The 25,829-nt window shown below is 71.3% G+C and carries 29 protein-coding genes and 5 tRNA genes; 7 read left to right on the forward strand and 27 right to left on the reverse strand.

Going from position 1 to position 25,829, the window contains the following annotated elements; translation table 11 throughout:
• Positions 1 to 5 precede the first annotated feature (5 nt).
• Complete coding sequence (locus ACFWAR_RS20695) at positions 6 to 608, reverse strand: flavodoxin family protein (protein WP_385779156.1); 603 nt, start codon at positions 606 to 608, stop codon at positions 6 to 8.
• Between the two features lie 105 nt (positions 609 to 713).
• On the opposite strand from ACFWAR_RS20695, the gene ACFWAR_RS20700 reads away from it, so the two are divergent.
• Complete coding sequence (locus ACFWAR_RS20700; protein WP_385779158.1) at positions 714 to 1,121, forward strand: winged helix-turn-helix transcriptional regulator; 408 nt, start codon at positions 714 to 716, stop codon at positions 1,119 to 1,121.
• Here the strand turns inward: ACFWAR_RS20700 and mutM are convergent.
• The 9 genes from mutM to ACFWAR_RS20745 form a co-directional block, all read right to left on the reverse strand.
• Positions 1,094 to 1,963 carry a bifunctional DNA-formamidopyrimidine glycosylase/DNA-(apurinic or apyrimidinic site) lyase gene (gene mutM / locus ACFWAR_RS20705; RefSeq protein ID WP_385779160.1) on the reverse strand — a complete coding sequence of 290 codons (870 nt, stop codon included), beginning with the start codon at positions 1,961 to 1,963 and terminating at the stop codon, positions 1,094 to 1,096. The two genes, ACFWAR_RS20700 and mutM, sit on opposite strands and share 28 nt — an antisense overlap.
• Before the next feature lie 128 nt (positions 1,964 to 2,091).
• On the reverse strand, positions 2,092 to 2,931 hold the full coding sequence (gene rnc, locus ACFWAR_RS20710; RefSeq protein WP_351040040.1) for a ribonuclease III: 840 nt from the start codon (positions 2,929 to 2,931) through the stop codon (positions 2,092 to 2,094).
• Between the two features lie 19 nt (positions 2,932 to 2,950).
• Entirely contained in the window at positions 2,951 to 3,124 is a 174-nt protein-coding gene (gene rpmF / locus ACFWAR_RS20715; RefSeq protein WP_003965982.1) for a 50S ribosomal protein L32, read from the reverse strand.
• Positions 3,125 to 3,126: 2 nt separating this feature from the next.
• Positions 3,127 to 3,774, reverse strand: coding sequence for a YceD family protein (locus ACFWAR_RS20720; RefSeq protein ID WP_385779222.1), 648 nt, complete (start codon positions 3,772 to 3,774; stop codon positions 3,127 to 3,129).
• Between the two features lie 143 nt (positions 3,775 to 3,917).
• On the reverse strand, positions 3,918 to 5,009 hold the full coding sequence (locus ACFWAR_RS20725) for a cell division initiation protein (RefSeq protein WP_385779224.1): 1,092 nt from the start codon (positions 5,007 to 5,009) through the stop codon (positions 3,918 to 3,920).
• 94 nt (positions 5,010 to 5,103) lie between these two features.
• Positions 5,104 to 5,583, reverse strand: a complete 480-nt coding sequence (coaD, locus tag ACFWAR_RS20730; protein WP_385779226.1) for a pantetheine-phosphate adenylyltransferase — start codon at positions 5,581 to 5,583, stop codon at positions 5,104 to 5,106.
• Between the two features lie 29 nt (positions 5,584 to 5,612).
• Positions 5,613 to 6,191, reverse strand: coding sequence for a 16S rRNA (guanine(966)-N(2))-methyltransferase RsmD (rsmD, locus tag ACFWAR_RS20735; protein WP_385779162.1), 579 nt, complete (start codon positions 6,189 to 6,191; stop codon positions 5,613 to 5,615).
• Positions 6,192 to 6,244: 53 nt separating this feature from the next.
• On the reverse strand, positions 6,245 to 8,458 hold the full coding sequence (recG, locus tag ACFWAR_RS20740; RefSeq protein ID WP_385779164.1) for an ATP-dependent DNA helicase RecG: 2,214 nt from the start codon (positions 8,456 to 8,458) through the stop codon (positions 6,245 to 6,247).
• Positions 8,459 to 8,519: 61 nt separating this feature from the next.
• Positions 8,520 to 10,193 (reverse strand): DAK2 domain-containing protein, encoded by a 1,674-nt coding sequence (locus ACFWAR_RS20745; protein WP_385779166.1) that lies wholly within the window; start codon positions 10,191 to 10,193, stop codon positions 8,520 to 8,522.
• A gap of 244 nt (positions 10,194 to 10,437) precedes the next feature.
• Between ACFWAR_RS20745 and rpmB the strand changes: the two genes are divergently transcribed.
• Positions 10,438 to 10,623, forward strand: coding sequence for a 50S ribosomal protein L28 (gene rpmB, locus ACFWAR_RS20750; RefSeq protein ID WP_073911113.1), 186 nt, complete (start codon positions 10,438 to 10,440; stop codon positions 10,621 to 10,623).
• 160 nt (positions 10,624 to 10,783) lie between these two features.
• Here the strand turns inward: rpmB and thiD are convergent, their stop codons facing one another.
• Entirely contained in the window at positions 10,784 to 11,590 is an 807-nt protein-coding gene (thiD, locus tag ACFWAR_RS20755; RefSeq protein ID WP_385779168.1) for a bifunctional hydroxymethylpyrimidine kinase/phosphomethylpyrimidine kinase, read from the reverse strand.
• A complete protein-coding gene (locus tag ACFWAR_RS20760; protein WP_356407989.1) occupies positions 11,587 to 12,567 on the reverse strand; it encodes a thiamine-phosphate kinase in 981 nt (326 codons plus the stop codon). Before ACFWAR_RS20760 ends, thiD begins: the two co-directional genes overlap by 4 nt.
• Before the next feature lie 236 nt (positions 12,568 to 12,803).
• On the opposite strand from ACFWAR_RS20760, the gene ACFWAR_RS20765 reads away from it, so the two are divergent.
• The gene (locus ACFWAR_RS20765) at positions 12,804 to 13,037 is read left to right on the forward strand and encodes an Lrp/AsnC ligand binding domain-containing protein (protein ID WP_351040055.1); all 234 of its coding nucleotides are present in this window, start codon (positions 12,804 to 12,806) and stop codon (positions 13,035 to 13,037) included.
• A 23-nt stretch (positions 13,038 to 13,060) separates the two neighbouring features.
• On the forward strand, positions 13,061 to 13,561 hold the full coding sequence (locus tag ACFWAR_RS20770) for a DUF3515 domain-containing protein (RefSeq protein WP_385779171.1): 501 nt from the start codon (positions 13,061 to 13,063) through the stop codon (positions 13,559 to 13,561).
• 84 nt (positions 13,562 to 13,645) lie between these two features.
• Here the strand turns inward: ACFWAR_RS20770 and ACFWAR_RS20775 are convergent, their stop codons facing one another.
• The 3 genes from ACFWAR_RS20775 to ACFWAR_RS20785 are packed head-to-tail and all read right to left on the reverse strand — an operon-like array spanning position 13,646 to position 16,602.
• Positions 13,646 to 14,803 carry a D-alanine--D-alanine ligase family protein gene (locus ACFWAR_RS20775; RefSeq protein WP_385779173.1) on the reverse strand — a complete coding sequence of 386 codons (1,158 nt, stop codon included), beginning with the start codon at positions 14,801 to 14,803 and terminating at the stop codon, positions 13,646 to 13,648.
• Positions 14,804 to 14,842: 39 nt separating this feature from the next.
• The gene (locus tag ACFWAR_RS20780) at positions 14,843 to 15,853 is read right to left on the reverse strand and encodes an NAD(P)H-dependent glycerol-3-phosphate dehydrogenase (protein ID WP_385779175.1); all 1,011 of its coding nucleotides are present in this window, start codon (positions 15,851 to 15,853) and stop codon (positions 14,843 to 14,845) included.
• Positions 15,850 to 16,602, reverse strand: a complete 753-nt coding sequence (locus tag ACFWAR_RS20785; RefSeq protein WP_385779177.1) for a lysophospholipid acyltransferase family protein — start codon at positions 16,600 to 16,602, stop codon at positions 15,850 to 15,852. The genes ACFWAR_RS20780 and ACFWAR_RS20785 overlap by 4 nt, the downstream gene beginning before the upstream one ends.
• 222 nt (positions 16,603 to 16,824) lie before the next feature.
• On the opposite strand from ACFWAR_RS20785, the gene cofC reads away from it, so the two are divergent.
• Positions 16,825 to 17,466 carry a 2-phospho-L-lactate guanylyltransferase gene (gene cofC / locus ACFWAR_RS20790; RefSeq protein WP_385779179.1) on the forward strand — a complete coding sequence of 214 codons (642 nt, stop codon included), beginning with the start codon at positions 16,825 to 16,827 and terminating at the stop codon, positions 17,464 to 17,466.
• A gap of 59 nt (positions 17,467 to 17,525) precedes the next feature.
• Positions 17,526 to 17,732: a hypothetical protein gene (locus tag ACFWAR_RS20795; protein ID WP_283459872.1), complete on the forward strand. Its 207-nt coding sequence runs from the start codon at positions 17,526 to 17,528 to the stop codon at positions 17,730 to 17,732.
• Positions 17,733 to 17,854: 122 nt separating this feature from the next.
• Here the strand turns inward: ACFWAR_RS20795 and ACFWAR_RS20800 are convergent, their stop codons facing one another.
• From ACFWAR_RS20800 to leuC, 4 genes are all read right to left on the reverse strand, one after another.
• The gene (locus ACFWAR_RS20800; RefSeq protein WP_385779181.1) at positions 17,855 to 18,532 is read right to left on the reverse strand and encodes an HU family DNA-binding protein; all 678 of its coding nucleotides are present in this window, start codon (positions 18,530 to 18,532) and stop codon (positions 17,855 to 17,857) included.
• Between the two features lie 144 nt (positions 18,533 to 18,676).
• A complete protein-coding gene (locus tag ACFWAR_RS20805) occupies positions 18,677 to 18,904 on the reverse strand; it encodes a hypothetical protein (protein ID WP_330332835.1) in 228 nt (75 codons plus the stop codon).
• A gap of 125 nt (positions 18,905 to 19,029) precedes the next feature.
• Positions 19,030 to 19,623: a 3-isopropylmalate dehydratase small subunit gene (leuD, locus tag ACFWAR_RS20810; protein WP_385779184.1), complete on the reverse strand. Its 594-nt coding sequence runs from the start codon at positions 19,621 to 19,623 to the stop codon at positions 19,030 to 19,032.
• Positions 19,624 to 19,626: 3 nt separating this feature from the next.
• The gene (leuC, locus tag ACFWAR_RS20815; RefSeq protein ID WP_385779186.1) at positions 19,627 to 21,051 is read right to left on the reverse strand and encodes a 3-isopropylmalate dehydratase large subunit; all 1,425 of its coding nucleotides are present in this window, start codon (positions 21,049 to 21,051) and stop codon (positions 19,627 to 19,629) included.
• A 184-nt stretch (positions 21,052 to 21,235) separates the two neighbouring features.
• On the opposite strand from leuC, the gene ndgR reads away from it, so the two are divergent.
• Entirely contained in the window at positions 21,236 to 21,952 is a 717-nt protein-coding gene (ndgR, locus tag ACFWAR_RS20820; RefSeq protein WP_073911130.1) for an IclR family transcriptional regulator NdgR, read from the forward strand.
• Between the two features lie 164 nt (positions 21,953 to 22,116).
• On the opposite strand, the gene ACFWAR_RS20825 is transcribed toward ndgR, so the two are convergent.
• From ACFWAR_RS20825 to ACFWAR_RS20860, 8 genes are all read right to left on the reverse strand, one after another.
• Positions 22,117 to 22,189 (reverse strand) — tRNA-Glu (locus ACFWAR_RS20825).
• Between the two features lie 18 nt (positions 22,190 to 22,207).
• Positions 22,208 to 22,279 (reverse strand) — tRNA-Gln (locus ACFWAR_RS20830).
• A gap of 24 nt (positions 22,280 to 22,303) precedes the next feature.
• Positions 22,304 to 22,376, reverse strand: a tRNA-Glu gene (locus ACFWAR_RS20835).
• A gap of 61 nt (positions 22,377 to 22,437) precedes the next feature.
• A tRNA-Glu gene (locus ACFWAR_RS20840) sits at positions 22,438 to 22,510 on the reverse strand.
• Between the two features lie 27 nt (positions 22,511 to 22,537).
• Positions 22,538 to 22,609 (reverse strand) — tRNA-Gln (locus tag ACFWAR_RS20845).
• A gap of 87 nt (positions 22,610 to 22,696) precedes the next feature.
• Positions 22,697 to 23,449, reverse strand: coding sequence for an HAD family hydrolase (locus tag ACFWAR_RS20850; protein ID WP_385779189.1), 753 nt, complete (start codon positions 23,447 to 23,449; stop codon positions 22,697 to 22,699).
• A 76-nt stretch (positions 23,450 to 23,525) separates the two neighbouring features.
• Entirely contained in the window at positions 23,526 to 25,001 is a 1,476-nt protein-coding gene (gltX, locus tag ACFWAR_RS20855) for a glutamate--tRNA ligase (RefSeq protein ID WP_385779191.1), read from the reverse strand.
• The gene (locus tag ACFWAR_RS20860; protein WP_385779193.1) at positions 24,994 to 25,797 is read right to left on the reverse strand and encodes a fumarylacetoacetate hydrolase family protein; all 804 of its coding nucleotides are present in this window, start codon (positions 25,795 to 25,797) and stop codon (positions 24,994 to 24,996) included. Before ACFWAR_RS20860 ends, gltX begins: the two co-directional genes overlap by 8 nt.
• Between the last annotated feature and the right edge of the window lie 32 nt (positions 25,798 to 25,829).

Raw genomic sequence — 25,829 nt, forward strand, 5'->3', positions numbered from 1 at the left:
GCGGGTCAGGCGGCGACGGCGACGCGGCCCGCGAGGAAGACGCGGGTGGTCTCGGCGACGCGGCGGCCGAGGTGTTCGGCGGTCAGCAGGTCCGCCTTGTGCACGCCTTCGACGCCCTGGTCGGAGTTGCTCTGCGCGGCGGCGCCGTCGAAGAAGCCGAGGCGGTTGATGTCGTTCTCGGAACCCGTGCTGGAGTTCCAACCCGGCTTCAGGCCCAGGTTGATCCAGTTCATGCCGTGCTGCGCGGCGAGCGTCTGGAAGAAGTCCAGGGTGTTGCCCTTGTCGCCGCTCTTGGACGCGGAGTTCGTGAAGCCCGCCGCCAGCTTGTCCTGCCAGGCGTCGGCGAACCAGCGCTTCGAGCTGGCCTCGGCGAAGACGTGGAAGGCGCCGGACGCGGTGCCCATGTAGGTCGGGGAACCGAAGACGATCGCGTCGGAGGCGTCGAGGAGTTCCCACTGGGCGTCGTCGATCTCGTCGACCTTGATCAGGTGCACGGTCGCACCCGCGTCGACGGCTCCGGCGCGGACGGCCTCGGCGACGACGGCGGTGTGCCCATAGCCGGAGTGGTAGGCGATCGAGACGACGGGGGTGGGGAGCGGAGCGGACACGGTGGATCTCCTCTGGAACGTGGTGGTGCGTTGAGAGAAGGTAAGCACTAACTTTTGGAAAGCGCAATCTGTTGGTTAGCGCTGCGCAGGAGTAGTCTGTTCCTCATGGAGACCCCTGTCTGTACCGAAAGTGCCGCAGCGGCCGATCTGCCGTTCGATGTTTTCGCGCGCGCCTGCCCGTCCCGGGAGACCTTGGAGCACGTCACCGGGCGCTGGGGCAGCCTGACGGTCGGCGCCCTCTACGACGGAGCGCGCCGCTTCAACGAACTGCGCCGCCGGGTCGACGGAGTGAGCGAGAAGATGCTCTCCCAGACCCTGCACGCGCTGGAGCGCGACGGCATCGTGCACCGCGAGGCGCAGCCGACGAACCCCCCGCGCGTGGACTACGAGCTGACGCCGCTGGGCCGGGAGATCGCCGAGCGGCTGCTGTCACTGATCCACTTCGTCGAGGGCAGCATGACTCCGGTGCTGGCCGCCCGGCAGTCCTACGACGAGGCGCGCGGCGGGCGCTGACAGCGCGGGCAGAAGTAGCTGGACCTGTTCATCCAGGGGCGGCGGCGCATCGGCGTGCCGCAGCGCCGGCACGGCTCGTCCTCGCGCCCGTAGGCGTCCAGGGAGCGGTCGAAGTAGCCCGACTCGCCGTTCACGTTGACGTAGAGGCTGTCGAAGCTGGTCCCGCCGACGGCGAGGGCCGCGTTCATCACGTCGCGGACGTGGCCGAGGAGTTCCCGGCTCCGGGGGCGCGCGAGGGTGCCGGTGGGGCGCTCGTAGTGCAGCTTGGCGCGCCACAGCGCCTCGTCCGCGTAGATGTTGCCGATGCCGCTGATCAGGGACTGGTCCAGCAGGGCCCGCTTGAGCGTGGTCCGCTTGGCGCGCAGCGCCGCGTGGTAGGCGGCCTCGTCGAAGGCCGGGTCCAGGGGGTCGCGCGCGATGTGCGCGATGACGTCGGGGATCCCTTCGGCGCTGTCGGCGACGGTCGGGTGCAGGGAGAGCCCGCCGAAGGTCCGCTGGTCGACGAAGCGCAGCTCGGTCCCGGTGGAGTCGTCGAAGCGGACCCGGATGCGCAGGTGCTTCTCGTCCGGGGCCCCGGTGGGCTGCACCAGGAGCTGGCCGCTCATGCCGAGGTGGGCCAGTACGGACAGGTCCCGGTCGTCCAGGGGCAGCCACAGGTACTTGCCGCGCCGCTGCGGGGCGCCGATGGTCCGGCCCGCCAGGCGCGCGGCGAAGTCGGCGCCGCCCCCGGGGTGGCGGCGTACCGCGCGGGGGTGCAGCACCTCCACGGAGTCGACCGTCCGTCCGGCCACCCAGCGCGCCAACCCGCGCCGCACGACTTCGACTTCGGGCAGCTCGGGCACGGTGTCTCCTTGGGCGGGCGTTCCTTCTCGACGTCGCCCCGAGCTTAGCGCCGCGCGGCACAGGGCCCGGAAACGGGTCCGCCCGCCCCTGCCGGAGCAGGGGCGGGCGGGGAAAATCCGGAAGGAAGTCAGGCCGTCGGCGTCGGGTCGGCGGGCGTCGGCGCCCCGCCGTCCTCGGCCGGAGCCTCGGCGACAGCCGGTGCGGCGGCGGCAGCGGCTTCCGCCGCGATCCGCTCGTCCGCGGCGGCGCGGATACCGCGCCATGCGGACTCCGCAGCCTGCTGTTCCGCTTCCTTCTTGCTGCGGCCGGTGCCGGTGCCGTACGAGACACCACCGACGCGAGCAGCAGCGGTGAAGGTCTTCTCGTGGTCCGGTCCCGTCTCGCTGACCAGGTACTCGGGCACACCGAGTCCCTCGGCCGCGGTCAGTTCCTGGAGACTGGTCTTCCAGTCCAGGCCTGCGCCGAGGTTCGAGGACTTCTCGATCAACGGATCGAAGAGCCGGTGGACCAGCTCCGATGCCGCGTCGAGACCCTGGTCGAGGTAGACCGCGCCGATCACCGCTTCGAGCGTGTCGGCGAGGATGGAGGCCTTGTCCCGGCCGCCCGTGCCTTCTTCGCCCCGGCCGAGCCGGATGAAGAGACCGAGTTCGAGCCCGCGCCCGACCTCCGCCAGCGCACGCGAATTGACCACAGCGGCCCGCAGTTTGGCCAGCTGGCCTTCCGGCAGGTCCGGGTGGGTCCGATAGAGCGTGTCCGTGACCACCAGGCCCAGCACGGAGTCCCCTAGGAACTCCAGCCGCTCGTTGGTGGGCAGACCGCCGTTCTCGTACGCGTACGAACGGTGGGTCAGTGCACGCACCAGAAGGGCGGACTCGAGGTGATACCCGAGCCGCCCTTCCAGAAGCGTGTGGGACGAGGCCGCGTTGTTCGTGTCTGCCTGCGTTTGGCCGCCGGCAAGCTCAGACATTGCGCCTCTCACCAGCCGCTCAGACCTCGAGGACCTGGCGCTTGTTGTAGGTGCCGCAGCTCGGGCACGCAATGTGCTGGAGCTTCGGCTCCTGGCAACGCTCGCACGAAACCAGGGTGGGGACCGCAGCCTTCCACTGCGACCGGCGGTGGCGCGTGTTGCTGCGCGACATCTTCCGCTTCGGAACAGCCACGGCTACTTCTCCTGCTTCTCGGCGGCGCGCTGGACGTCAGATGCGGCGCCGCTCATGTTGTCCTTCTCGTCGTCCTGATCGGTCACGACGAGTCCCTGCAACGCCGCCCAACGGATGTCGGTGGCGTCATGGTGGTGGTCCGGGTCGTCGTTCAGGTTGGTTCCGCAGTCGGAACACAACCCGAGACAGTCCTCCCGGCACACCGGCTGCTGCGGCAGTGCGAGCACCACCGCGTCACGCAGCACGGATTCGAGGTCGAACAAGCCGTCCTCGATGAAGAGCGTGTCCTCGTCATTCTCAACGTCGTCGCCCGGTTCCGTTTTCACACGGCCCCGGTCGTCGGCGTCAGGGTACGAGAACATCTCCTGGAAGTCCGCGGAGACCTTGGCCTCCACAGCCTCCAGACACCTTACGCATTCTCCGGTGGCCTGTGCACGGGCGGTGCCTGTGACAAGCACCCCTTCCATGACGGACTCCAGCCGGAGCCTCAGCTGGACCGGCGCGCCTTCCGGCACTCCGATGACGTCGGCGAGACCGAAGTCCCCCGGCGCCGCGATCTCACGGGTCAACCGCAGCAACGCACCAGGACGCCGACCCAGCTCGTGCGTATCGAACACGAGGGGGTTGCGGTGATCGAGGTGGGTGTTCAGGGCTGGTCCTGCTTTCGAAATCGCCGAGCTGTTTGCCGCTTGCGGGCAGCAAGGATCGCGTCGCATACGCGCGACCGAAGAGCCAGGATACCCGCCGCTTCGCTCTGAGCCCAATCCGGGACCGCGGGGCCGACGGGGCCCGGTCAGCGGCCCTGTTCGTACTGGCGCAGCTGGTCCAGGTTGATCATGCTCGTGTCGAAGAAGCTGGTCTCGTCGAGCGCCTGCTGCGCGGGCTGTTGGTGCTGCTGGGCGGGCTGCTGGTGCTGCTGGTGCTGCGGCTGGCCGGGCTGCTCGTAGGCGGCGTACGGGTCCGGCTGCTGGTGCCCGCCGCCCTGGTGCTGGGGCTGGTACGCGGCGTACGGGTCCGGCTGCTGCGGGGTCTGCTGGTAGCCGTAGGGGTCCTGGTAGCCGTACCCGTCCGGCGCCGCCGGCTGCGGGGACTGCTGCTCGTAGGAGTAGGCCTCGTACACCGGTTCCCGCGGCTGCTGGGACTGCTGCGGGATCACGGCGGCCGGCTCCGCCAGGCCCGCCAGGAAGTCCGCGTCGCTCGTGTGCTGCTGCCCGCCGGCCGCGTCCTGGGCCGCCATGTGCGCGCCGAGGTCGTCCGCGGGCAGTCGGCCGAGCAGCTTCTGGCGGCCGCGGCCGACCGCCTCCAGCGTCTTGGTCAGCACCGCCTCGACGGTGGCCAGCTTGGTGTCGACGTACGCGTCGGCCTGGCCGCGCTGGATTTCGGGGTCGTGGCTGCGCTCCGGCGCCTCCGGGTCCGCGAAGCCGTGCGCGTCCAGCCCGGGGCCGCGCCCGAGCAGCTTCTCGCGGCCGCGGTCGACGGATCCGATGGTCTTGGAGAGGACCGCCTCGAAGTTCGCGAGCTTGCTGTCGACGTAGTCGTCGGCCTCGGCGCGGATCTCCTCGGCCTCCTGGCGGGCCCGGGCCAGGATCCGGTCCGCCTCGCCCTGCGAGCGCCGCGCGACCTCGGTGTCGGAGACCAGCGAGCCCCGCTGGGCGTGCGCGGACTCGATGATCCGGTCCGCCTCGCGGCGGGCCTCCTCGACCATCTGCTCGCGTCCGCCGATCAGCTCCCGCGCCTGGGCCAGGGAGCCGGGCAGCGCCTGGCGCACCTCGTCGAGCTGGGCCAGCAGCTCGGCGCGGTTGATCACGCACGAGGCGGACATCGGCATGGACCGGGCGCCACCGACCGACGCGACGATCTCGTCGAGCTTCTTCTGCACGTCCACGGCGGCTCGCACTCTCTCGGCCTCGGGCGGTTCCTGAGACGGACGGGTCGACTGTACGGCCACCGGGTGGCCCCCGGCAGCGCGTCAGGCGGCGTCAGTTGCCGTGCAGTCGTTCCATCAGCGCGGCGTGGACGAAGGGCGGCAGCAGGTGGGAGACGTCGCCGCCCCAGGTCGCCACCTCCTTGACCAGGGAGGAGGACAGGAAGCTGTAGGTCGGGTTGGTCGGCACGAAGAGCGTCTCGACCCCGGTCAGGCCCATGTTCATCTGGGCCATCTGGAGCTCGTAGTCGAAGTCGCTGACGGCGCGCAGGCCCTTGACGATGGCGGGGATGTCCCGCTGCTTGCAGAAGTCGACGAGCAGCCCGTGGAAGGACTCGACCTCGACGTTCCCGTAGCCGGCGGTGGCCTCGCGGATCAGCTCGATCCGCTCCTCGACGGTGAAAAGGCCCTGCTTCGACTGGTTGATCATCACGGCGACATGCACGACGTCGTAGAGCCTGGCGGCTCTGCCGATGATGTCGAGGTGTCCGTTGGTGATGGGGTCGAACGACCCCGGACAGACGGCGCGGCGCAACTGAAGTCCCTCGCTCTCCGGTGCGGGCATCATGACTCTTCGCTGGTGAAGGCGGCGCGACCGTACCAAAGGGTGCCTTCGCCGTACCGCCGGGAGCGGAGCGGCTCGAAACCGTCGGGCCAGGGGAACGCACCGCTTCTGGTGCTGCGTTCCACGGTGACGAGCGCATCGTCGGTGAGCCAGGCATTCGACCGGAGTGTGAGCAGGATCTCCGCAAGATCGTCATGTGCGACCTCGTACGGCGGGTCCAGGAAAACGATGTCGTACGGGTCCCCGAGCGCCCGGACCGCGACGATCTGCTCCGCTTTGCCCGCCCGGAACTCGGCGCCCGGCAGGCCGAGGGTGGCGATGTTGTCGCGGATCGCCTTGGCGGCCTTGGCGTCGGCCTCCACCAGGAGGGTGTGCGCGGCGCCGCGCGAGAGGGCCTCCAGGCCGACCGCGCCGGAGCCGCCGTACAGGTCGAGGACCCGGGCGCCCTGGACTCCGTGCAGCGACTCCCAGGTGGAGAAGAGGCCCTCGCGCATCCGGTCGGAGGTGGGCCGGGTGCCGGTGCCGGGCGGCACGGCGAGGCGTCGCCCACCGGCGCTGCCGGCGATCACGCGGGTCATGTGGAGGTCCTTCGCTCAGGGAATGCTCGCGGCTCCACGATAGGACCTCCTGGTCAGCCCTTCTCCAGGTACTGCTCGCGCTCGGTGTCGAGCAGCGCGTCGAGCGCGGTCAGCAGGCCGGGCAGCCCGGTCAGCTCGGGGTCCTCGGCGACGACCCGGGTGGCCTCCTCGCGGGCCTGCGCGATGACCTCCTCGTCCTCGATGACGGACAGCATCCGCAGCGAGGAGCGCACGCCCGACTGGGCCTGGCCGAGGACGTCCCCCTCGCGCCGCTGTTCGAGGTCGATCCGGGAGAGCTCGAAGCCGTCGAGGGTGGCGGCGACGGCGGCGAGCCGGGCCCGGGCGGGACTGGCCTCGTGCATCTCGCTGACCAGCAGGCACAGCCCGGGGGCGGAGCCGCGGCCGACGCGACCGCGCAGCTGGTGGAGCTGGGACACCCCGAACCGGTCCGCGTCCATGATCACCATCACCGTGGAGTTGGGTACGTTCACCCCGACCTCGATGACGGTCGTGGCGACCAGCACCTTCACCTCGCCCGCGGCGAAGCGGCGCATCACGTCGTCCTTGTCGGCGGGGTCCATCCGGCCGTGCAGCACCTCGACGGACAGCCCGGCGAGCGGGCCGCCGGCCAGTTGCTCGGCGATCTCCAGGACGGCGAGGGGCGGGCGCCTCTCCCCGTCCTCCTCCGCCGCGGCCTTCTTCTTGGCGGCCTTCGGGTCGTCCTCGCCGTCGCCGATGCGCGGGCACACCACGTACGCCTGGTGCCCCTTCTCCACCTCCTCGCGGACCCGCTCCCAGGCCCGGGCGAGGAAGTGCGGCTTGTCCTTGGCGGGCACCACGTGGGTGGCGATCGGGGAGCGTCCGGCCGGGAGCTGGTCCAGGACGGAGGTCTCCAGGTCGCCGAAGACGGTCATCGCGACCGTGCGCGGGATCGGGGTCGCGGTCATCACGAGCAGGTGCGGGGGCTGCTTGCCCTTGGAGCGCAGCGCGTCGCGCTGCTCCACGCCGAAGCGGTGCTGTTCGTCGACCACGACGAGGCCGAGGTCGTGGAACTTGACCTTGTCCTCGATCAGGGCGTGCGTGCCGATGACGATCCCGGCCTCGCCGGTGACCAGGTCCAGGAGCGCCCGGCGCCGCGCGGCCGTGCCCATCGAGCCGGTGAGCAGGACCACCTTGGTGCCCAGGTCGGAGCCGCCGAGCAGGCCCCCCTCGGCGAGTTCGCCCATCATCTCGGTGATCGAGCGGTGGTGTTGCTGGGCGAGCACCTCGGTGGGCGCGAGCATCGCGGCCTGCCCGCCGCAGTCGACGACGGCGAGCATCGCGCGCAGGGCGACCATCGTCTTTCCCGAACCCACTTCGCCCTGGAGGAGGCGGTGCATGGGGTGGTCGGTGGCCAGGTCGTCGAAGATCTCGCGGGAGACCGTGAGCTGGCCGTCGGTGAGGGTGAAGGGGAGCTTGGCGTCGAAGGCGTCCAACAGGCCGCCGGGGGCGGGGCGGCGCGGGACGGCGGGCAGCAGGGTGTCCGCGTGGCGGCGCCGGGCCAGGGCGACCTGGAGGACGAAGGCCTCGTCCCACTTGAGCCGCTGGCGGGCGGCTTCGACGTCGGCCTTGGTGCGGGGCCGGTGGATCGCGAGCAGCGCCTCGGTGAGCGGGAGCATGCCGCGGCCCTCGCGCAGCGCGGGCGGCAGCGGGTCCACGGCCTCCCGGGCGCTGGGCAGGACCGCGTCGACCGCCTTGGCGATCTTCCACGACTCCAGCTGCTTGCAGGCCGGGTAGATCGGGATCAGCTGCTGGGCGAAGGCGTCGACCGCCTCGGCCGTGGTGGCGTCCAGGCCCAGGGGCTCGTAGGCCGGGTGGGCGAGCTGGAGCTTGCGGTTGAACATCGAGACCTTGCCCGCGAACATCGCGCGGCTGCCGGGGAGCAGGTCCTTGTGCGGTTTGTGGACGCCCGCGCCGAAGAAGACGAGCTGGAGCCGGCCGCTGCCGTCGGTGATGGTCACCTCCAGCCGCTTGCCGCGCCCCCCGTTGAAGGTGAGCACGCGGGCGTCGGCGACCTGGGCGACGACGGTGACGTGCTCGTCGATCTGGTCGGCCAGCTCCGCCAGGGAGGTCAGCTCCCCGCGCTCGGCGTACCGGCGCGGGTAGTGGTGCAGCAGGTCCAGGGCCGTGTGCAGGCCGAGCTGCTCGGCCAGCACCTTGGCGGTGGCGGGGCCGAGGGTCTTCTTGAGATCTTCGTCGAGCGCGGGCACCCGTTCATTGCACACCATCCCTGTGACAACGCGGGCACGCGACCCGGAGGCGGCCCGGCGGCGGCCCGCCGCCCGGCGCCTATTCGATGCCGATGAGCAGGGGCGCCGAGTAGCGGCCGCCCCGGTAGGTGAGGGTGTCCACGGCCAGGTGTCCGTGCTGCACGTACGCCTCCAGGCGCGCGGCGAGCGCGTCCGGCACCTCCGGGCCGAGGACCAGGGTGACGAGTTCGCCGCCGGAGCCCAGCATCCGTTCCAGGACGGCCTCGGCGGTCTGCGCCAGTTCCGATCCGATGACCGCGACGTCGCCGTCGATGAGCCCGAGGACGTCCCCGGCCTGGCAGATGCCGGCCGAGGTGAAGGACTGCCGTTCGGCGATGGCGAGTTCGCCGTGGCGGGTGGCCCCCGCGGCGGCGGTCATCGCGACGACGTCCTCGTCGAAGCTGGCGTCCGGGTCGTGCACGGCGAGGGCGGCCAGGCCCTGGACGGCGGACCGGGTGGGGATGACGGCGACCCGTACGCCGTCGGCGCGCGCCTGTTCGGCGGCGGCCGCGGCGGCCGCGCGCTGTTCGGCGCCGCCGGGCAGCAGGACCACTTCGCGGGCGTGGGCGCGCCGCACGGCGGCGGCGATCTCGGCGGCGGCGGGCGGTTCGCCGGGCAGGGCGAGCACGGTGGTCGCGCCCGCGTCCTGGCAGAGCCCGGCCAGGCCCTCGCCCTGGACGACGGCGACCACGGCCCGCTGGGCGCGCTCGGTGCGGGCGCGGCGGCGTTCGTCGCCGAAGTGGGTGATGCGGATCCGGTAGGGGCGTCCGGCGACCACTCCGGCCTCCACGGCGGCGCCGGGGTCGTCGACGTGGACGTGGACGTTCCACAGGCCGTCGCCGCCGACGACCACGAGCGAGTCGCCGAGGGCGTCCAGCGTCCCGCGCAGCAGGTCGACGGCCGGGTCGGGGGCGTCGAGCAGGTAGGTCACCTCGTACCCGGGGCCGTCCGGCTCCTCGTCGCAGGGCTGCGGCTGCGCCGGTACGGCCACGGCCCGCCCGCGCACCGGCTCCAGCGGCACCTCCTGCCCGGACAGGGCCTGCCACAGCGCCCCGAGCACGGCGACGATCCCGCAGCCCCCGGCGTCGACGACCCCGGCACGGCCCAGCGCGGCCAGCTGCCCCGGGGTCTCGGCGAGGGCGGCGCGGGCCCCCTCGTAGGCGGCGCGCGCCACGTCGGCCGCGCTCCCGGCGGCCGCCTCGGCGGCGCCGGCGGCGGTCGCGGCGGCGGCCGCGACGGTGAGCATGGTCCCCTCGACGGGGTGTGCGACGGCCTGGTACGCCGATTCCGCGGCCCGGGCGAGCGCCCCGGCCAGCAGTCCGCCCGACGCCGTCGCGCGGGGTTCCCCGCCGAGTACGTCGGCCACCCCGCGCAGCAGCTGCGCGAAGATCGTCCCGGAGTTGCCGCGGGCCCCGGTGAGGGCTCCGTGGGCGTAGGCCCGTACGGCCTCGCCCAGCGAGGTGGTGGCGGATCCGCCGCCGTCGCCGCCCGGGGCTGTGCCCTCGCTCACATCCGCGGGGGCGTCGAAGGCGGCTTCCAGCGCCCGGGCGGCCGAGCAGGCGGTCAGGTAGAGGTTGGTCCCGGTGTCGGCGTCGGCGACCGGATAGACGTTGATCGCGTCGATGTCCTCGCGGGCCCGGCCCAGTGCGGCCAGGGTCAGGGAGCTCCAGGTGCGCACCGCGTCGGCGTCCAGGCTGTGCGGCTCGTGCGGCACCGGGTGTTCCTCCTTGGGCGGGCGAGGGTTCACCGCAGGGTAACGAAGGACGGCCCGGGATCAGGGGTGCACCCGGGACGGGGTCCGCGGCTGCCATGGTAGTTTTCTTGGACGGACGCAGTCGTTGTATGCTGCTCCGGTTGCCCGATGAGAGTCGGGCCATTCCCCCGGCAAACCACTTCAGATCTCTGATTCCGGTGCGCCGGTTTCACTGTAATTGCATCTGAAGTCTTTGGAGTGACCTGTGGCTGCCAACTGCGACGTTTGCGCCAAGGGGCCGAGCTTCGGCAACAGCATCTCCCACTCGCACCGCCGCACCTCCCGTCGCTGGAACCCGAACATCCAGCGCGTCCGTGCCGTGGTCAATGGGACGCCGAAGCGCCTCAACGCCTGCACCTCGTGCATCAAGGCCGGCAAGGTCTCGCGCTGACGCCTTCCGTCGTCGTAGCGCAGCCCTTTCCGGTTGCCAAAAAGACCGGTCCACCTCGGTGGGCCGGTCTTTTGCCTTTGTCCGGGCACGGCCTCGGACCGCGTACGGACGGCCGCCCCGCAACCACTGCCGGGGCGGCCGTCCGACGTCGTGGGACGGTTCAGTCCCGTGACCGCCACCGCCAGGCGTGGTCCACCGGGCCGATGCCCGCGCCGAGGGCGAAGCCGGACGCGATGGCGCCCGTGACGTAGTCCTTGGCGCCGGTGACCGCCGCCGGGACGTCCAGGCCCTTGGCCAGGCCCGCGGCGATCGCGCTCGCCAGGGTGCAGCCGGTGCCGTGCGTGTGCCGGTTGTCGTGGCGGGGCGCCCGCAGCCACAGCTCCGTGGAGCCGTCGCTGAGCAGGTCGACGGCCTGGTGGCCCGACGCGAGGTGGCCGCCCTTGATCAGGGCCCAGCGCGGCCCGTACCCGAGGACCGCACCGGCGGCCCGCCGCATGTCGTCCTCGCTCTCCACCCGCACGCCCGTGAGCTGTGCCACTTCGTCGAGGTTCGGGGTGGCCACGGTGGCCCGCGGCAGCAGCAGCGTGCGGACGGCCTCCAGCGCGGACGCGGCGAGCAGTGCGTCGCCGTGCTTGGAGACCCCGACGGGGTCCACCACGGCCGGAGCCGCGGTCCCGGCCAGCAGCGCGGCCACGGTCTCCACCAGGACCGCCGAGGAGAGCATGCCGGTCTTGACCGCCCCGACCCCGATGTCGTCCACCACGGCCCGGTACTGGGCCGTCACGGCCTCGGCGGGCAGTTCCCACACCCCGCGCACCCCGAGGGAGTTCTGGGCCGTCACGGCGGTGACCACGCTCATCCCGTGCACCCCGAGGGCCAGCATGGTCTTGAGGTCGGCCTGGATGCCCGCCCCGCCGCCGGAATCGGATCCGGCGACGGTCAGGCACAGCGGTGGCGCACCGCTCATCGCGGGGGTTCCTGCGCCGGGTCGGCGCCGAAGTGGTCCCAGCCGCCGGTGCTGGTCCAGGGCGCGCCGTCCACGGTGACCTGGGGCAGTGCGGACCGGTTGAGCACCTCGCCGATGACCTTCCAGCGGGCCGGGAGCTTCACGTCGGGCGGGAAGGTGGCCACGATCGCGTGGTCCTCTCCCCCGGTGAGCACCCACTGGAGCGGGTCCACGCCGACGGCCTGACCGATGTCGTGCATCTGGGTCGGGATGTCGACGGCGGCCGAGCGCAGGTCGATGCGGACCTTGCTGGCCTCGGCGATGTGGCCGAGGTCGGCGACCAGGCCGTCGCTGACGTCGGTCATGGCCGTGGCGCCGAGTCCGGCGGCCGCGGGGCCCGCGTGGTAGGGCGGTTCGGGGCGCCGGTGGGCCTCGACGAAGGCCCGCGGGGAGCGGAACCCCCGGGAGAGCACCGCGAAGCCCGCCGCGGACCAGCCGAGCCAGCCGGTGACGGCGACGACGTCGCCGGGCCGGGCGCCGGAGCGCAGCACGGGGTCGTGGTTGCGCAGGTCGCCGAGGGCGGTGATGGCCACAGTGATGGTGTCCCCGCGCACGACGTCCCCGCCGACCACGGCCGCGCCGGCGACCTGGCATTCGTCGCGCAGTCCGTCCATCAGCTCGGTCGGCCAGGTGACCGGCAGCTCGGCCGGTACGACGAGGCCGAGCAGCAGCGCCGTCGGCACGGCGCCCATGGCGGCGATGTCCGCCAGGTTCTGCGCGGCGGCCTTGCGGCCGACGTCGTAGGCGGTGGACCAGTCGCGCCGGAAGTGCCGTCCCTCCAGCAGGATGTCCGTGCTGGCCACGACCCGCCGGTCGGGCGCGGACACGACGGCGGCGTCGTCACCGGGTCCGAGCCGGACCGCGGGGGTGGTGGTCAGCCGTGAGGTCAGCTCTTTGATGAGCCCGAACTCCCCCAGCTCGCCGACAGTGCCCTTCATCGCTGTGCTCCTTCTGGCCCAGTCCGCTCGCGGTCGCGAGCCGTCCCAGCTCTGGGTACCGTCAACAGATACGTCAACTTCTGCTCCCCGTAGGCCCCGCTGCGCGTGGCACCGGGCCCCCGGGTCTCCCCGTGGCGCTCGGCGACGCGGTACCGTGGCGTCCCTTTCTCCCCGGGCCCGGGATTTCCCACCCGAAGATTAGGGGAAATGATCCTCGCGGCCGCTCTGGAGGTTCCGTGGTACAGGCGTACATCCTCATCCAGACCGAGGTGGGCAAGGCATCGGTGGTGGCCGAGTCGATCGGCCGGATCCAGGGGGTGATCCAGGCCGAGGACGTGACGGGGCCGTACGACGTGATCGTGCGGGCCCAGGCCGACACCGTGGACGAACTCGGCCGCATGGTGGTCGCGAAGGTCCAGCAGGTGGAGGGCATCACCCGCACCTTGACCTGCCCGGTCGTCCATTTGTAGCCCCCGTCTACTCTTGGCCGGTGATGTCCCTCCACCACCGGCCCGTCCGTCTGCTGGCCCTGCCCGCCCCGATGGCCGTACTCGCCGTGGCAGTCCTCGCGGGCTGCTCCCCGGGTACCGCCGGGGCCCGGGTGGCTCCGCCCCCCACGCCGCCCGCCGCGGTCGCGGGGCTCTGTGCCGCGCTGCACGAGGAGCTCCCGGAGACGGTGGCCGGCCTGAAGCGCTCGCCCGCCGAACCGTCCTCCGACCTGACCGCCGCGTGGGGCGGCTCGGCGATCGTACTGCGGTGCGGTATCCCCAAGCCCCCCGCGATGTCGGATCCCGCGCAGGACGGCGTCGAGGTGAACGGCGTGGGGTGGTTGTTGGAGCAGCTCGACGGTGGCGGTTTCCGCTTCACCACCGGGCTGCGCCTGGCGTACACCGAGGTCACGGTGGACAAGGAGCACGCCAAGGACGCCGGTCTCCTGGTGCCCTTGTCGGCCGCGGTCAAGAAGACGGTGCCCGAGGGCATCTCCTCCTACTGACCGCTCCCCCCTGCGCCCACTGAGAACCGCCCGCCGGATCCGTGACCCGGCGGGCGGTCGCTCGTGCGTCGTGGCGCGGGCGTGCTAGCGCAGCCCCGTGGAGCGGCGCAGGGCCGCCTGGATCAGGCGGTCGACCAGCTCCGGGTACGCGACGCCGGTCTCCTGCCACATCCGCGGGTACATGGAGATGGGGGTGAACCCCGGCATCGTGTTGATCTCGTTGATGACGAAGGTGCCGTCCTCGGTGAGGAAGAAGTCGGCGCGCACCAGGCCCTCGCAGGACGCGGCCTCGAAGGCCTCGATCGCGAGGCGCTGGACCTCCGCGGTCTGCTCCGGGGTCAGCGGGGCGGGGACCAGACCGGAGGCGGAGTCGATGTACTTCGCCTCGAAGTCGTAGAAGTCGTGGCTGGAGACCGGCGGGATCTCGGCGGGCACGCTCGCGCGCGGACCGTCCTCGAACTCCAGCACTCCGCACTCGATCTCGCGGCCGCGCAGCAGCGCCTCCACGATGACCTTCGGGTCGTGGCGCTGGGCTTCCTTGAGGGCGTCGTCGAGGCCGGACGGGTCGTCGACCTTGGTGATGCCGATGGAGGACCCGGCGCGGGCCGGCTTCACGAAGAGCGGCCAGCCGTGTTCGGCGGCGAAGGCCACGATCTTCTCGCGGGCGGCGCTCTCGTCGTGCTCCCACTCGCGGGGGCGGATGGTCACGTACGGGCCGACCGGCAGCCCGAAGGAGGTGAACACCCGCTTCATGTAGTCCTTGTCCTGGCCGACGGCCGAGGCGAGGACGCCCGAGCCGACGTAGGGGATGCCGGACAGTTCGAGGAGGCCCTGGAGGGTGCCGTCCTCGCCGTAGGGACCGTGCAGGACGGGGAAGACGACGTCGACCTCGCCCAGCGCCTTGGGCACGACGCCGGGTTCGGTGTAGACGACCTCGCGGCTGGCCGGGTCGACCGGGAGCACCACGGTGCCCCCGGCGGAGTCGGCCAGGTCCTCGACGCTGGGGAGCTTGCGGTCGGCGATGGCCATCCGCTCGGGCTCGTCGGCCGTCAGGGCCCACCGGCCGTCCGTGGTGATGCCGATCGGCAGCACCTCGTACTTGGACCGGTCGATGGAACGCAGAACCGCGCCCGCAGTGACGACCGAGATGGCGTGTTCGGAGCTGCGGCCGCCGAACACGACGGCCACGCGCGGCTTGCGACCCTGCTGGTCAGGGCTCTGGGAAGAGTTCTGGCTGCTCATATCGGTCCGAGGGTACCCGGTCCGTGTACCGGAACGGAGTCAGCGGCGTTCCGGTTTGGCGCTGCGTCCCATGAGCTCCTTCAGGGCCACCAGCGGCGGCTTGCCGTGGTGGACGATGTCGACCACGGTGTCCGTGATGGGCATGTCCACCGCGTGGCGGCGGGCCAGATCGGCCACGGACTCGCAGGACTTGACCCCCTCCGCGGTCTGCTTGGTGACCGCGATGGTCTCCTCCAGGGTCATCCCGCGGCCGAGGTTGGTGCCGAAGGTGTGGTTCCGGGAGAGCGGCGAGGAGCAGGTGGCGACCAGGTCGCCGAGGCCCGCGAGGCCCGAGAAGGTGAGCGGGTCGGCGCCCATGGCCAGGCCCAGCCGGGTGGCTTCGGCCAGGCCGCGGGTGATCAGGGAGCCCTTGGTGTTGTCGCCCAGGCCCATGCCGTCGGCGATGCCCACGGCGAGGCCGATGACGTTCTTGACGGCGCCGCCGAGCTCGCAGCCGATGACGTCGGTGCTGGTGTACGGGCGGAAGTACGGGGTGTGGCAGGCGGTCTGGAGGCGTTGGGCGACGCCCTCGTCGACGCAGGCGACCACGGCGGCGGCGGGCTGCCGGGCGGCGATCTCGCGGGCCAGGTTGGGGCCGGTGACCACGGCGACGCGCTCGGAGGGGACCTTCGCCACCTCTTCGATGACCTCGCTCATCCGCTTGGCGCTGCCGAGTTCGATGCCCTTCATCAGGGAGACGAGCACGCTGTCGGCGGGGAGCAGCGGAGCCCATTCGGCGAGGTTGCCGCGCAGGGTCTGCGAGGGGACCGCGAGGACGACGAAGTCGGCGCCCCGGGCGGCCTCGGCCGCGTCCGTGGTGGCGCGCAGGTTCTCGGGCAGGGCGACGCCCGGGAGGTAGTCCGGGTTGGAGCGGCCGGTGTTGATGGCCTCGACCGCTTCGGCGCGGCGGCCCCACAGGACCACCTCGCAGCCCGCGTCGGCGAGCACCATGCCGAAGGCCGTGCCCCACGAGCCGGTTCCGAACACGGCAGCCTTGACGGTGCGCGTCACTTCTCGCCCTCCCCCGCGGCCTTGCGCCGCTGTTCCACCCTGGCCTTGCGGTGGTCGTACGGCTGCGCGGGAGCGGTCTCTCCGCGCAGTTGCTCCAGCAGCTCCGTGATGGCCGCCATGATGACTTCGGTGACGGCCTTGAGGACGTCCGGAGTCGGTTCCTTGCCGTAGAACTCGGAGAGGTCCACGGGCGGTCCGGCGAGCACCTGGAGGGTCTTGCGCGGGAAGAGCCGGACCTTGTTCTCCTTGGCGTACGGCGGCACCGCGAGGTTCGCGCCCCACTGGGCCACCGGGATGACGGGCGCCTTCGTCAGCAGGGCCACCCGCGCGGCGCCGGTCTTGCCGGCCATCGGCCACTGGTCGGGATCGCGGGTGAGCGTGCCCTCCGGGTAAAAGGCCACGCATTCCCCGCGCTCGATCGCGGCGACGGCGGCCCGGAATGCGTCGAGGGCGTTCGTGGTCTCCCGGTAGACGGGGATCTGTCCGGATCCGCGCAGGATCGAACCGACAATCGGCACCTTGAAGAGGGCGGCCTTCGCGAGCAATCGCGGCACCCGGCCGGTGTTGTACTGGAAGTGCGCGTAGGAGAGCGGGTCCAGATACGAGTTGTGATTGACGGCGGTGATAAATCCGCCCTCGGCCGGAATGTGCTCCATTCCCTGCCAGTCCCGCTTGAAGAGCACTACCAGCGGCGGTTTCGCGATGACCGCCGCCAGGCGGTACCAGAAGCCGATTCTGCGGCGGGACACTCGGACACCTTCCTCTAGGACCGGTGCGCGGCGGGCGCCCGGCCGGCCCGGACAAGTCTCTCTCCGGGTCCGGTCTCTGTCGAGAACACCGTACGCCCCGCTCGCGCCGCCGGACCGCCGGGCTGCCCGGGAGGGGGTGACAATGGGCCGACGCGTGTGCGAGAACGCGTCCATGACACGTCCAGGGGGAAGGGGTCGGCCACGAACGCCGTCTGGAGCCTGGTGATCCCGCTCAAGCCGCTCTCCGTGGCCAAGAGCCGGCTGGCCGCGGCGGCCGGGGCCGACCGGCCGCGGCTCGCGCTGGCGTTCGCCCAGGACACCGTGGCGGCGGCGCTGACCTGCGCGGCGGTCCGCGATGTGGTGGTCGTCACGGACGACCCGCTGGCCGGTGCGGAACTGGCCGCGCTGGGCGCGCGGATCGTGGCGGACCGGCCGGCGGCCGGGCTCAACGCGGCGCTGGCCCATGGCGCGGGGGCGGTCCGGGAGGTCCGGCCGGGGGCCGCGGTGGCCGCGATGAACGCGGATCTGCCCGCGCTACGGCCTTCGGAATTGCAACGGGTGCTCGATAACGCGGCGGAATTTCCCCGGGCATTCCTGGCCGATGCGGCAGGAATCGGAACGACGTTGCTTTCCGCCGCCCCGGGCATCGAATTGGCCCCCGCCTTCGGCGGCCCGTCACGGGCCCGGCATTCCGCCTCGGGTGCGGCGGAAATCACGCTCCGCGGCGTCGACAGCGTGCGCAGGGACGTCGATACGGCGGCGGACCTGCGGGAGGCGCTGCTGCTGGGCGTGGGCCCCCGCACGGGACGTCACGGCGCCCGACTGCGGGCCGGTGCGCCCGTGCTGCGGCCCGAGGTCCGGTGACCGCGGACACCCGCACCGCCGCCCGCCCCGACCCGCGGGGCAGCCCTTAAGCTGCGCTCATGCAGGCAACGGCGTTCACCTACGACTCCCAGACCCGCGGCGGAAGTGTGCTGCTGGACGACGGCACCCCGGTGCCCTTCGAGGCCGCGGCGTTCGACGCGGGCGGCCTGCGGCTGCTGCGCGCGGGGCAGCGGGTGCGGATCGAGACCGAGGGCGAGGGCGCGGGGCTGCGGATCACCCTGATCACCCTGCAGACCTTCGTGTAGCACCGGAAGGGGCCCCACGGGCCCCGCGGGCCCCACGGGCCCCACGGGCTCCCGGACAACACCGCGGGCCGGCCCCCCTGGCATGGGGGGCCGGCCCGACGTGTGTGACGTCGCCCGTGGGTCTACTTCTTGCGGGCGGTGGTCTTCTTCGCGGTGGCCTTGCGCGTCGCCGTCTTCTTCGCCGGCGCCTTCGTGGCGGCGGTGGCCTTCTTGGCCGCGGGAGCGGTCTTCTTGGCCGTGGCGGTCGTCTTCTTGGCGGTCGCCGCCGCCTTCTTGACCGTGGCGGTCTTCTTGGCGGCCGGTGTGGCCTTCTTCGCGACCGTGGTCTTCGCGGCGGACTTCTTGACCACCGTGGCGGTGGTCTTCTTCGCGGTGGTCTTCTTCGCGACCGCGGTCTTCGCCGCCGCCTTCTTGGCGGTGGCGGTCTTCTTGGCCGCGGCCTTCTTGACCGTCGCGGAAGCTCCGCCGGTCAGGCTGCCCTTGGGCGCCTTCTTGACCGACACCTCGCCGCCCTTGGGCAGCTTCTTGGTGCCGCTGACCAGGTCCTTGAAGCCCTGACCCGCGCGGAAGCGGGGGACCGAGGTCTTCTTGACCCGGACGCGCTCACCCGTCTGCGGGTTGCGGGCGTAACGGGCCGGGCGGTCGACCTTCTCGAACGAGCCGAAGCCCGTGACCGAGACCCGGTCGCCGGCGACCACCGCACGGACGATCGCGTCGAGCACCGCGTCGACGGCGTCCGCGGCCTGCTGGCGGCCGCCCACCTTGTCGGCAATCGCTTCTACGAGCTGCGCCTTGTTCACGTCTTCCCCTTCGGAGACTTCGCCAGAACGAATGTGTTCAAGCTTATTTCGCACGTTAGGCGGATATATACCGCAAATCAAACACGAAACGGGCTAATCACCCTAGTGCCGCAACGATGTAGGCCGTTACGGAGTTCCTTCGCATCAGTCGCCTTCAGGGAATCGACCCTCGTCGAGGTCCTTCATCAACCTGTCCAGGCGCCTTGCCGCATCGGCGAGATCGTGCTTCGCCGCTGCCGTGGCGACCAACAGCTTCCGGGACAGCGCCATCCTTACGCCCTCCGGGACTTGCAGCGAGCGCACCCTTGTGTGCGCTTCTTTCAGCCGGTCCGCGACAAGTCCGTAGAGCTCGAGTTGACTGTCGCGTTCCATGCACAGATTGTGCCATCTGGGGCGAGTTGTCGCCTCATGGGGCCTCAACAAACGCGTGTGCCCCCCGCCGGAAGGCGGGGGGCACACTGGCCAAGACGAGTTCACTCAAGGTGAATAAGCGCTGATCAGGCCTGAATCGTGCGCGGTTTGAAGCTCGGGCGGACGCTTTCGTAGGAGGCGATGTCCCCTTCGTTCTGAAGGGTGAGCGAGATGTCGTCCAGACCCTCCAGGAGACGCCAACGGGCATTGTCGTCCAGTTCGAACTCGGCCACGACGCCCTCGGCTCGGACCTCCCGGGCGACCAGGTCCACCGTGATCTCGGCGGTGGGGTCGGCCTCGGTCAGCTCCCACAGCCGATCGACCGTCTCCTGCGGCAGCACGACGGTCAGCAGGCCGTTCTTGAGGGAATTCCCACGGAAGATGTCGGCGAAGCGGGCCGAGATCACCGTCTTGAAGCCGAAGTTCTGCAGGGCCCAGACGGCGTGCTCGCGCGAGGATCCGGTGCCGAAGTCGGGACCGGCGACCAGGACGGTCGCCCCCGCGCGCTCCGGCTGGTTCGTGATGAACGCCGGGTCCTTGCGCCAGGCCTCGAAGAGCCCGTCCTCGAACCCGTCACGGGTGATCTTCTTCAGCCAGTGGGCGGGGATGATCTGGTCGGTGTCGACGTTGCTGCGGCGCAGCGGCACGGCCCGGCCGGTGTGGGTGGTGAAGGCTTCCATGGTTCAGACTCCGGCGGTCGCGGTGGCTTCGGTCAGGTCGGCGGGCGCGGCCAGATGGCCGAGCACCGCGGTGGCCGCGGCCACCTGCGGGGAGACCAGGTGGGTGCGTCCGCCCTTGCCCTGCCGGCCTTCGAAGTTGCGGTTCGAGGTGGACGCGGAGCGCTCACCAGGGGCCAGTTGGTCGGGGTTCATGCCCAGGCACATCGAACAGCCCGCGTGCCGCCATTCGGCGCCGGCCTCCGTGAAGACCTTGTCCAGGCCCTCGGACATCGCCTGCAGGGCGACCCGGACCGAGCCGGGGACGACCAGCATCCGTACGCCGTCGGCGACTTTGCGGCCCTCGATGATGCCCGCGACGGCGCGCAGGTCCTCGATGCGGCCGTTGGTGCAGGAACCTACGAAGACGGTGTCGACGCGGATGTCGCGCAGCGGCTGTCCGGCGGTCAACCCCATGTACTCCAGGGCCTTTTCGGCGGCGTGCCGCTCCGAAGCGTCCTCGTACGAAGCCGGATCGGGGACGTTGGCCGACAGCGGCGCGCCCTGGCCCGGGTTGGTGCCCCAGGTGACGAAGGGGGACAGCGTGGTGCCGTCGATGACGACCTCCGCGTCGAACACCGCGTCGTCGTCCGAGCGCAGCGTCGACCAGTAGGCGACTGCCGCGTCCCAGTCGGCGCCGACCGGGGCGTGGTCCCGGCCCTTGAGGTACTCGAACGTGGTGGCGTCCGGGGCGATCATGCCGGCGCGGGCGCCCGCCTCGATCGACATGTTGCAGATGGTCATGCGGGCTTCCATCGACAGCTGCTCGATGGCGGCGCCGCGGTATTCCAGGACGTAGCCCTGGCCGCCGCCGGTGCCGATCTTGGCGATGATCGCCAGGATCAGGTCCTTGGCGGTGACGCCCTCGGCCAGTGCGCCGTCGATGGTGATCGCCATCGTCTTGGGGCGGGCCAGCGGCAGCGTCTGGGTGGCCAGGACGTGCTCGACCTGGCTGGTGCCGATGCCGAAGGCCAGTGCGCCGAAGGCGCCGTGCGTGGAGGTGTGCGAGTCGCCGCAGACCACGGTGGTGCCCGGCTGGGTCAGGCCCAGCTGCGGTCCCACGACGTGGACGACGCCCTGCTCGACATCGCCCAGCGAGTGCAGCCGGACGCCGAACTCGGCGCAGTTCTTGCGCAGCGTCTCCAGCTGGGCCCGGGAGACCGGGTCCGCGATGGGCTTGTCGATGTCGAGGGTGGGGGTGTTGTGGTCCTCGGTGGCGATGGTGAGGTCGAGGCGCCGCACCGGGCGGCCCGCCTGCCGCAGACCCTCGAAGGCCTGGGGGCTGGTCACCTCGTGCAGCAGGTGCAAGTCGATGTAGAGGAGGTCGGGCTCGCCCTCGGCGCGCCGGACGACGTGGTCGTCCCAGACCTTCTCCGCGAGTGTCCTACCCATCGCTTTCCCTCCGGCCGGCTGGTAGAGCCGGCGCTTCTAGAGATTTCCTGCCACCGATCGGTCCGTACCCCACGTGACAGACGGCAGCTCAGGCCCCGTGGTTCGTGGACCTGCACATACAGACTCGCTGGTTCTTGGAAAAATTGAACTTGCGTTTCACAGTGTGAGACGCGAATATCGTTTCATGGACAACTCTAGCGGCGTCGGCGTTCTCGACAAGGCAGCTCTGGTACTGAGCGCACTGGAGTCCGGTCCGGCCACCCTCGCCGGGCTGGTCGCGGCGACAGGGCTCGCACGACCCACGGCACATCGCCTGGCCGTGGCACTGGAACACCACCGGATGGTGGCGAGGGACATGCAGGGCCGGTTCATCCTCGGACCGCGGCTGGCGGAACTCGCCGCCGCGGCCGGCGAGGACCGTCTGCTGGCCACGGCGGGACCGGTGCTTACGCACCTTCGTGACGTGACGGGCGAGAGCGCGCAGCTCTACCGGCGTCAAGGCGACATGCGCATCTGCGTGGCGGCGGCCGAACGGCTGTCGGGCCTGCGGGACACCGTCCCGGTCGGCTCCACGCTCCCGATGAAGGCCGGTTCGGCCGCGCAGATCCTGATGGCCTGGGAGGAGCCCGAGCGGCTCCACCGCGGCCTCCAGGGCGCGCGGTTCACGGCCACGGCCCTGTCCGGCGTACGTCGCCGCGGTTGGGCCCAGTCGATCGGCGAGCGGGAGCCCGGTGTGGCCTCCGTCTCGGCGCCGGTGCGCGGTCCTTCGAACCGCGTGGTGGCCTCCGTATCGGTCTCCGGGCCGATCGAGCGGCTGACCCGGCACCCGGGGCGCATGCACGCCCAGGCCGTCATCGACGCGGCCGCCCGGCTGAGCGAGGCGCTGCGCCGCTCCGGCTGAGCCCCTCCCGGCCTCCGTCCCACCCATCCACTCCCCCGGGCCCGGGGGCGCGTACGACGCCGCACACGTCCGAACGCGCGCCCTCGGGTCCGTACTTGTGCCCCCGACGTCCGGAAACGACGAAGAGGCCCTCCGCGATGATCGCGGAGGGCCTCTCCTGTACGTACCCCCGACCGGATTCGAACCGGCGCTACCGCCTTGAGAGGGCGGCGTGCTAGGCCGCTACACAACGGGGGCCTGCTTGCAGTTACTGCGCTGGGCTACCAGGACTCGAACCTAGAATAAGAGAACCAGAAACTCTCGTGTTGCCAATTACACTATAGCCCATAGTGGTCTAGACCAGCTAGACAGTACCCCCGACCGGATTCGAACCGGCGCTACCGCCTTGAGAGGGCGGCGTGCTAGGCCGCTACACAACGGGGGCCCTAGCGATCCTGCATCGTGACGTCCGGGTGCGACCCTGGAGATCTCGCGGGAAGGATCTGTACCCCCGACCGGATTCGAACCGGCGCTACCGCCTTGAGAGGGCGGCGTGCTAGGCCGCTACACAACGGGGGCAAAGCACTGCGTTACTGCTGCACTGCGCTGGGCTACCAGGACTCGAACCTAGAATAAGGGAACCAGAAACCCTCGTGTTGCCAATTACACTATAGCCCACCAAAACGCAACCCCTTGCGGGGGGTTTGTTTGGTTTTGCGCTTCCGTTCCGGCCTTGCGGCCCGCACCGGCGGCGCAGAAAGAACATTACCGGATGCCTGACCGTGCTCCAAAACGGGTATCACCGGCCAGCAGTGACGGAAGCTGTGCGAGCCCGGTGATCCGGTGCACCCCTTCGGGGACGGCGACGCGGGCCGGACCGCGCACGGGTTCGCTCCCGCCGTCGCGGTCGAGCCAGACCGCGGTCAGCCCCGCGTCGCGCGCCCCGCGGGCGTCGATCTCCGGCTGGTCCCCCACGTAGACCACCTCCCCCGGAGCCAGCCCCAGCGCCGCACAGGCCGCCAGGAAGGCCGCCGCGTCGGGTTTGCTGACCCCCAGCTCGGCGGCGCACACCAGGACCTCGAAGCGCTCGCGCAGGCCCAGGTCGCGCAGCTTGGGGTCCTGGTTGGCGAGGGAGGAGTTGGAGAGCACCCCGTGCCGGTGGCTGTGGGCCAGGGCGTCCAGTGCGGGCAGCACGTCCGGGAAGACGGCCCAGGCCGCCTTGTAGTGCTCGACATAGCGGCCGAACCACGCGTCGGCTCCCGCGGCGTCCAGCTCCGGCCGCCCGAGGAAGTCCCGCACCCGGTCCCGGCGCTGCTCCTGGAAGTCGACCTCCCCGGCGGCGAAGCGGGCCCAGTGGCGGTCGGTGTGGGCCCGCCACAGCGCCAGCGCCTCGTGCGGCGCCCCGTACCGCTCGGCGAGCCCCTCCCGCTCCAGGTGCGCCCGGAGTCCGGCCGTGTCCGCCCCGGTGTAGTCGAAGAGCGTGTCGTCGATGTCCCACAGCACCGCGCGTATCGGCATGCCCCGACCCTACGCCGCAACGCCCCGGGGGCGGCAGCCTTTGCGGCTGCCGCCCCCGGGGGAACGCGAGGTGGTGCTACGCGGACAGCTTCGCCAGCGCCGCGTCGATGCGGGACAGAGACTTGTCCTTGCCCAGGATCTCCAGGGACTCGAAGAGCGGGAGACCGACGGTGCGCCCGGTGACCGCGACGCGGACCGGGGCCTGCGCCTTGCCGAGCTTGAGGCCGTGGGCCTCGCCCGCGCTCAGGACGGCCTGCTTGAGCGACTCGGGGTCGCTCCAGTGCGCCGACTCCAGGTTGGCGCGCGCCGTGGTCAGCAGGGCCGCCGGCTCGCCCTTCATCGCCTTGTCCCACGAGGGCTGGTCGAAGACCGGCTCGTCGAGGAAGAGGAAGTCGACGTTGGCCGTGATCTCCGACAGGACCGCCATGCGGGTCTGCGCGTGGGGGGCGATGGCCTCCCAGGCCGCCTGGTCGAAGGCCTCGGGGGCCCACGGGGCGTGCGGGGCGCGCAGCCAGGGGGTGCAGGCCTCGGCGAAGGCCTTCACGTCCAGCATGCGGATGTGGTCGCCGTTGATCGACTCGGCCTTCTTCAGGTCGAAGCGCGCCGGGTTGGCGTTGACGTCCGGGATGTCGAACTTCGCCACCATCTCCTCGATCGAGAAGACGTCCTGGTCCTTGGAGAAGGACCAGCCGAGCAGCGAGAGGTAGTTCAGCAGGCCCTCGGGGAGGAAGCCGCGCTCGCGGTACAGGTTGAGCGAGGACTCCGGGTCGCGCTTGGAGAGCTTCTTGTTGCCCTCGCCCATCACGTACGGCAGGTGCCCGAAGGCCGGGACCGCCTTCGCGATGCCGAGCTCGATCAGGGCGCCGTAGAGGGCGATCTGGCGCGGGGTGGAGGACAGCAGGTCCTCGCCGCGCAGCACGTGCGTGATCTCCATCAGCGCGTCGTCGACCGGGTTGACCAGCGTGTACAGCGGAGCGCCGTTGGCCCGGACGATGCCGAAGTCCGGCACGTTCTCGGGGGTGACCGAGATCTCGCCGCGGACCAGGTCCGTGAAGGTGATGGTCTCGTCGGGCATCCGGAAGCGGACGATCGAGGCGCGGCCCTCGGCCTGGTACGCCGCCACCTGCTCGGCGCTCAGGTCGCGGCAGTGGCCGTCGTAGCCGGAGGGCTTGCCGGCGGCGCGGGCGGCGTCGCGGCGCGCGTCCAGCTCCTCCGTGGTGCAGTAGCACGCGTAGGCGTAGCCGCCGTCCTTGAGCTTCTCCGCGACGTCCGCGTAGATGTCCATGCGCTCGGACTGGCGGTACGGGGCGTGCGGGCCGCCCACCTCGGGGCCCTCGTCCCAGGTGAAGCCGAGCCAGCGCAGCGAGTCCAGGAGCTGGTCGTACGACTCCTCGGAGTCGCGGGCCGCGTCGGTGTCCTCGATGCGGAAGACGAACGTACCGCCGTGGTGGCGGGCGAACGCCCAGTTGAAGAGGGCCGTCCGGACCAGGCCCACGTGGGGGTTACCGGTCGGGGAGGGACAGAAACGTACGCGGACAGGTCCGTTAACCACGCTTGATCACCTTGTTGGTGAGAGTGCCGATGCCTTCGATGGTGACGGCGACCTCGTCGCCGACGTTGAGGGGGCCGACTCCGGCCGGGGTCCCCGTGAGGATGACGTCGCCCGGGAGCAGCGTCATGGCCTCGGTGATGTGCACGATCAGGTCCTCGATGGAGCGGACCATGTCGCTGGTGCGGCCGAGCTGGCGCTGTTCGCCGTTGACGGTGCACTGGATGGCCAGGTCGCTCGGGTCGAGGTCGGTCTCGATCCAGGGACCGAGGGGGCAGGCTCCGTCGAACCCCTTGGCCCGGGCCCACTGCTTCTCGCGCTGCTGGACGTCGCGCGCGGTGAGGTCGTTGGCGCAGGTGTAGCCGAGGATGACGTCCTTGACGCGCTCGCGCGGGACGTCGCGGCACATGCGGCCGATCACCACGGCCAGCTCGGCCTCGTGGTGGACGTCCGAGGAGAAGGAGGGGTACGCGATCGGGTCACCGGGGCCCACCACCGAAGTGGAGGGCTTGAAGAAGGTGATCGGGGCGTCGGGCACCTCGTTGCCCAGCTCCGCGGCGTGCTCGGCGTAGTTGCGGCCGATGGCCACGATCTTGCTCGGCAGGACGGGCGGGAGCAGCCGGACCCGGTCCCGGGAGGACGGGTCGAGCGGGACCTTCGTGCCCGACAGCTCGAAGTCCCCGTACGGGATGCCCTTGATGATGTCGAGGACGAGCCCGCCCTCGGCGCCGGGGGCTGCGTCGCCCTCGACCGCGCCGAAGGCGACATTTCCGTCGATCGAGAACCTGGCGATGCGCACGTGTTGCGTCTGCCCCTCTGTCCGTCCACTGG

The organism is Streptomyces sp. NPDC059917, assembly GCF_042730635.1.
Lineage (GTDB): Bacteria > Actinomycetota > Actinomycetes > Streptomycetales > Streptomycetaceae > Streptomyces.

Excerpts from the sequence above, each read along its gene's own strand:
- ACFWAR_RS20700 (WP_385779158.1), top strand. The coding sequence starts at position 714 with ATGGAGACCCCTGTCTGTACCGAAAGTGCCGCAGCGGCCGATCTGCCG.
- rnc (WP_351040040.1), bottom strand. The coding sequence starts at position 2,931 with ATGTCTGAGCTTGCCGGCGGCCAAACGCAGGCAGACACGAACAACGCG.
- rsmD (WP_385779162.1), bottom strand. The coding sequence starts at position 6,191 with ATGACCCGCGTGATCGCCGGCAGCGCCGGTGGGCGACGCCTCGCCGTG.
- recG (WP_385779164.1), bottom strand. The coding sequence starts at position 8,458 with ATGGTGTGCAATGAACGGGTGCCCGCGCTCGACGAAGATCTCAAGAAG.
- thiD (WP_385779168.1), bottom strand. The coding sequence starts at position 11,590 with ATGAGCGGTGCGCCACCGCTGTGCCTGACCGTCGCCGGATCCGATTCC.
- ACFWAR_RS20760 (WP_356407989.1), bottom strand. The coding sequence starts at position 12,567 with ATGAAGGGCACTGTCGGCGAGCTGGGGGAGTTCGGGCTCATCAAAGAG.
- ACFWAR_RS20770 (WP_385779171.1), top strand. The coding sequence starts at position 13,061 with ATGTCCCTCCACCACCGGCCCGTCCGTCTGCTGGCCCTGCCCGCCCCG.
- ACFWAR_RS20775 (WP_385779173.1), bottom strand. The coding sequence starts at position 14,803 with ATGAGCAGCCAGAACTCTTCCCAGAGCCCTGACCAGCAGGGTCGCAAG.
- ACFWAR_RS20795 (WP_283459872.1), top strand. The coding sequence starts at position 17,526 with ATGCAGGCAACGGCGTTCACCTACGACTCCCAGACCCGCGGCGGAAGT.
- ACFWAR_RS20805 (WP_330332835.1), bottom strand. The coding sequence starts at position 18,904 with ATGGAACGCGACAGTCAACTCGAGCTCTACGGACTTGTCGCGGACCGG.
- leuD (WP_385779184.1), bottom strand. The coding sequence starts at position 19,623 with ATGGAAGCCTTCACCACCCACACCGGCCGGGCCGTGCCGCTGCGCCGC.
- leuC (WP_385779186.1), bottom strand. The coding sequence starts at position 21,051 with ATGGGTAGGACACTCGCGGAGAAGGTCTGGGACGACCACGTCGTCCGG.
- ndgR (WP_073911130.1), top strand. The coding sequence starts at position 21,236 with ATGGACAACTCTAGCGGCGTCGGCGTTCTCGACAAGGCAGCTCTGGTA.
- ACFWAR_RS20850 (WP_385779189.1), bottom strand. The coding sequence starts at position 23,449 with ATGCCGATACGCGCGGTGCTGTGGGACATCGACGACACGCTCTTCGAC.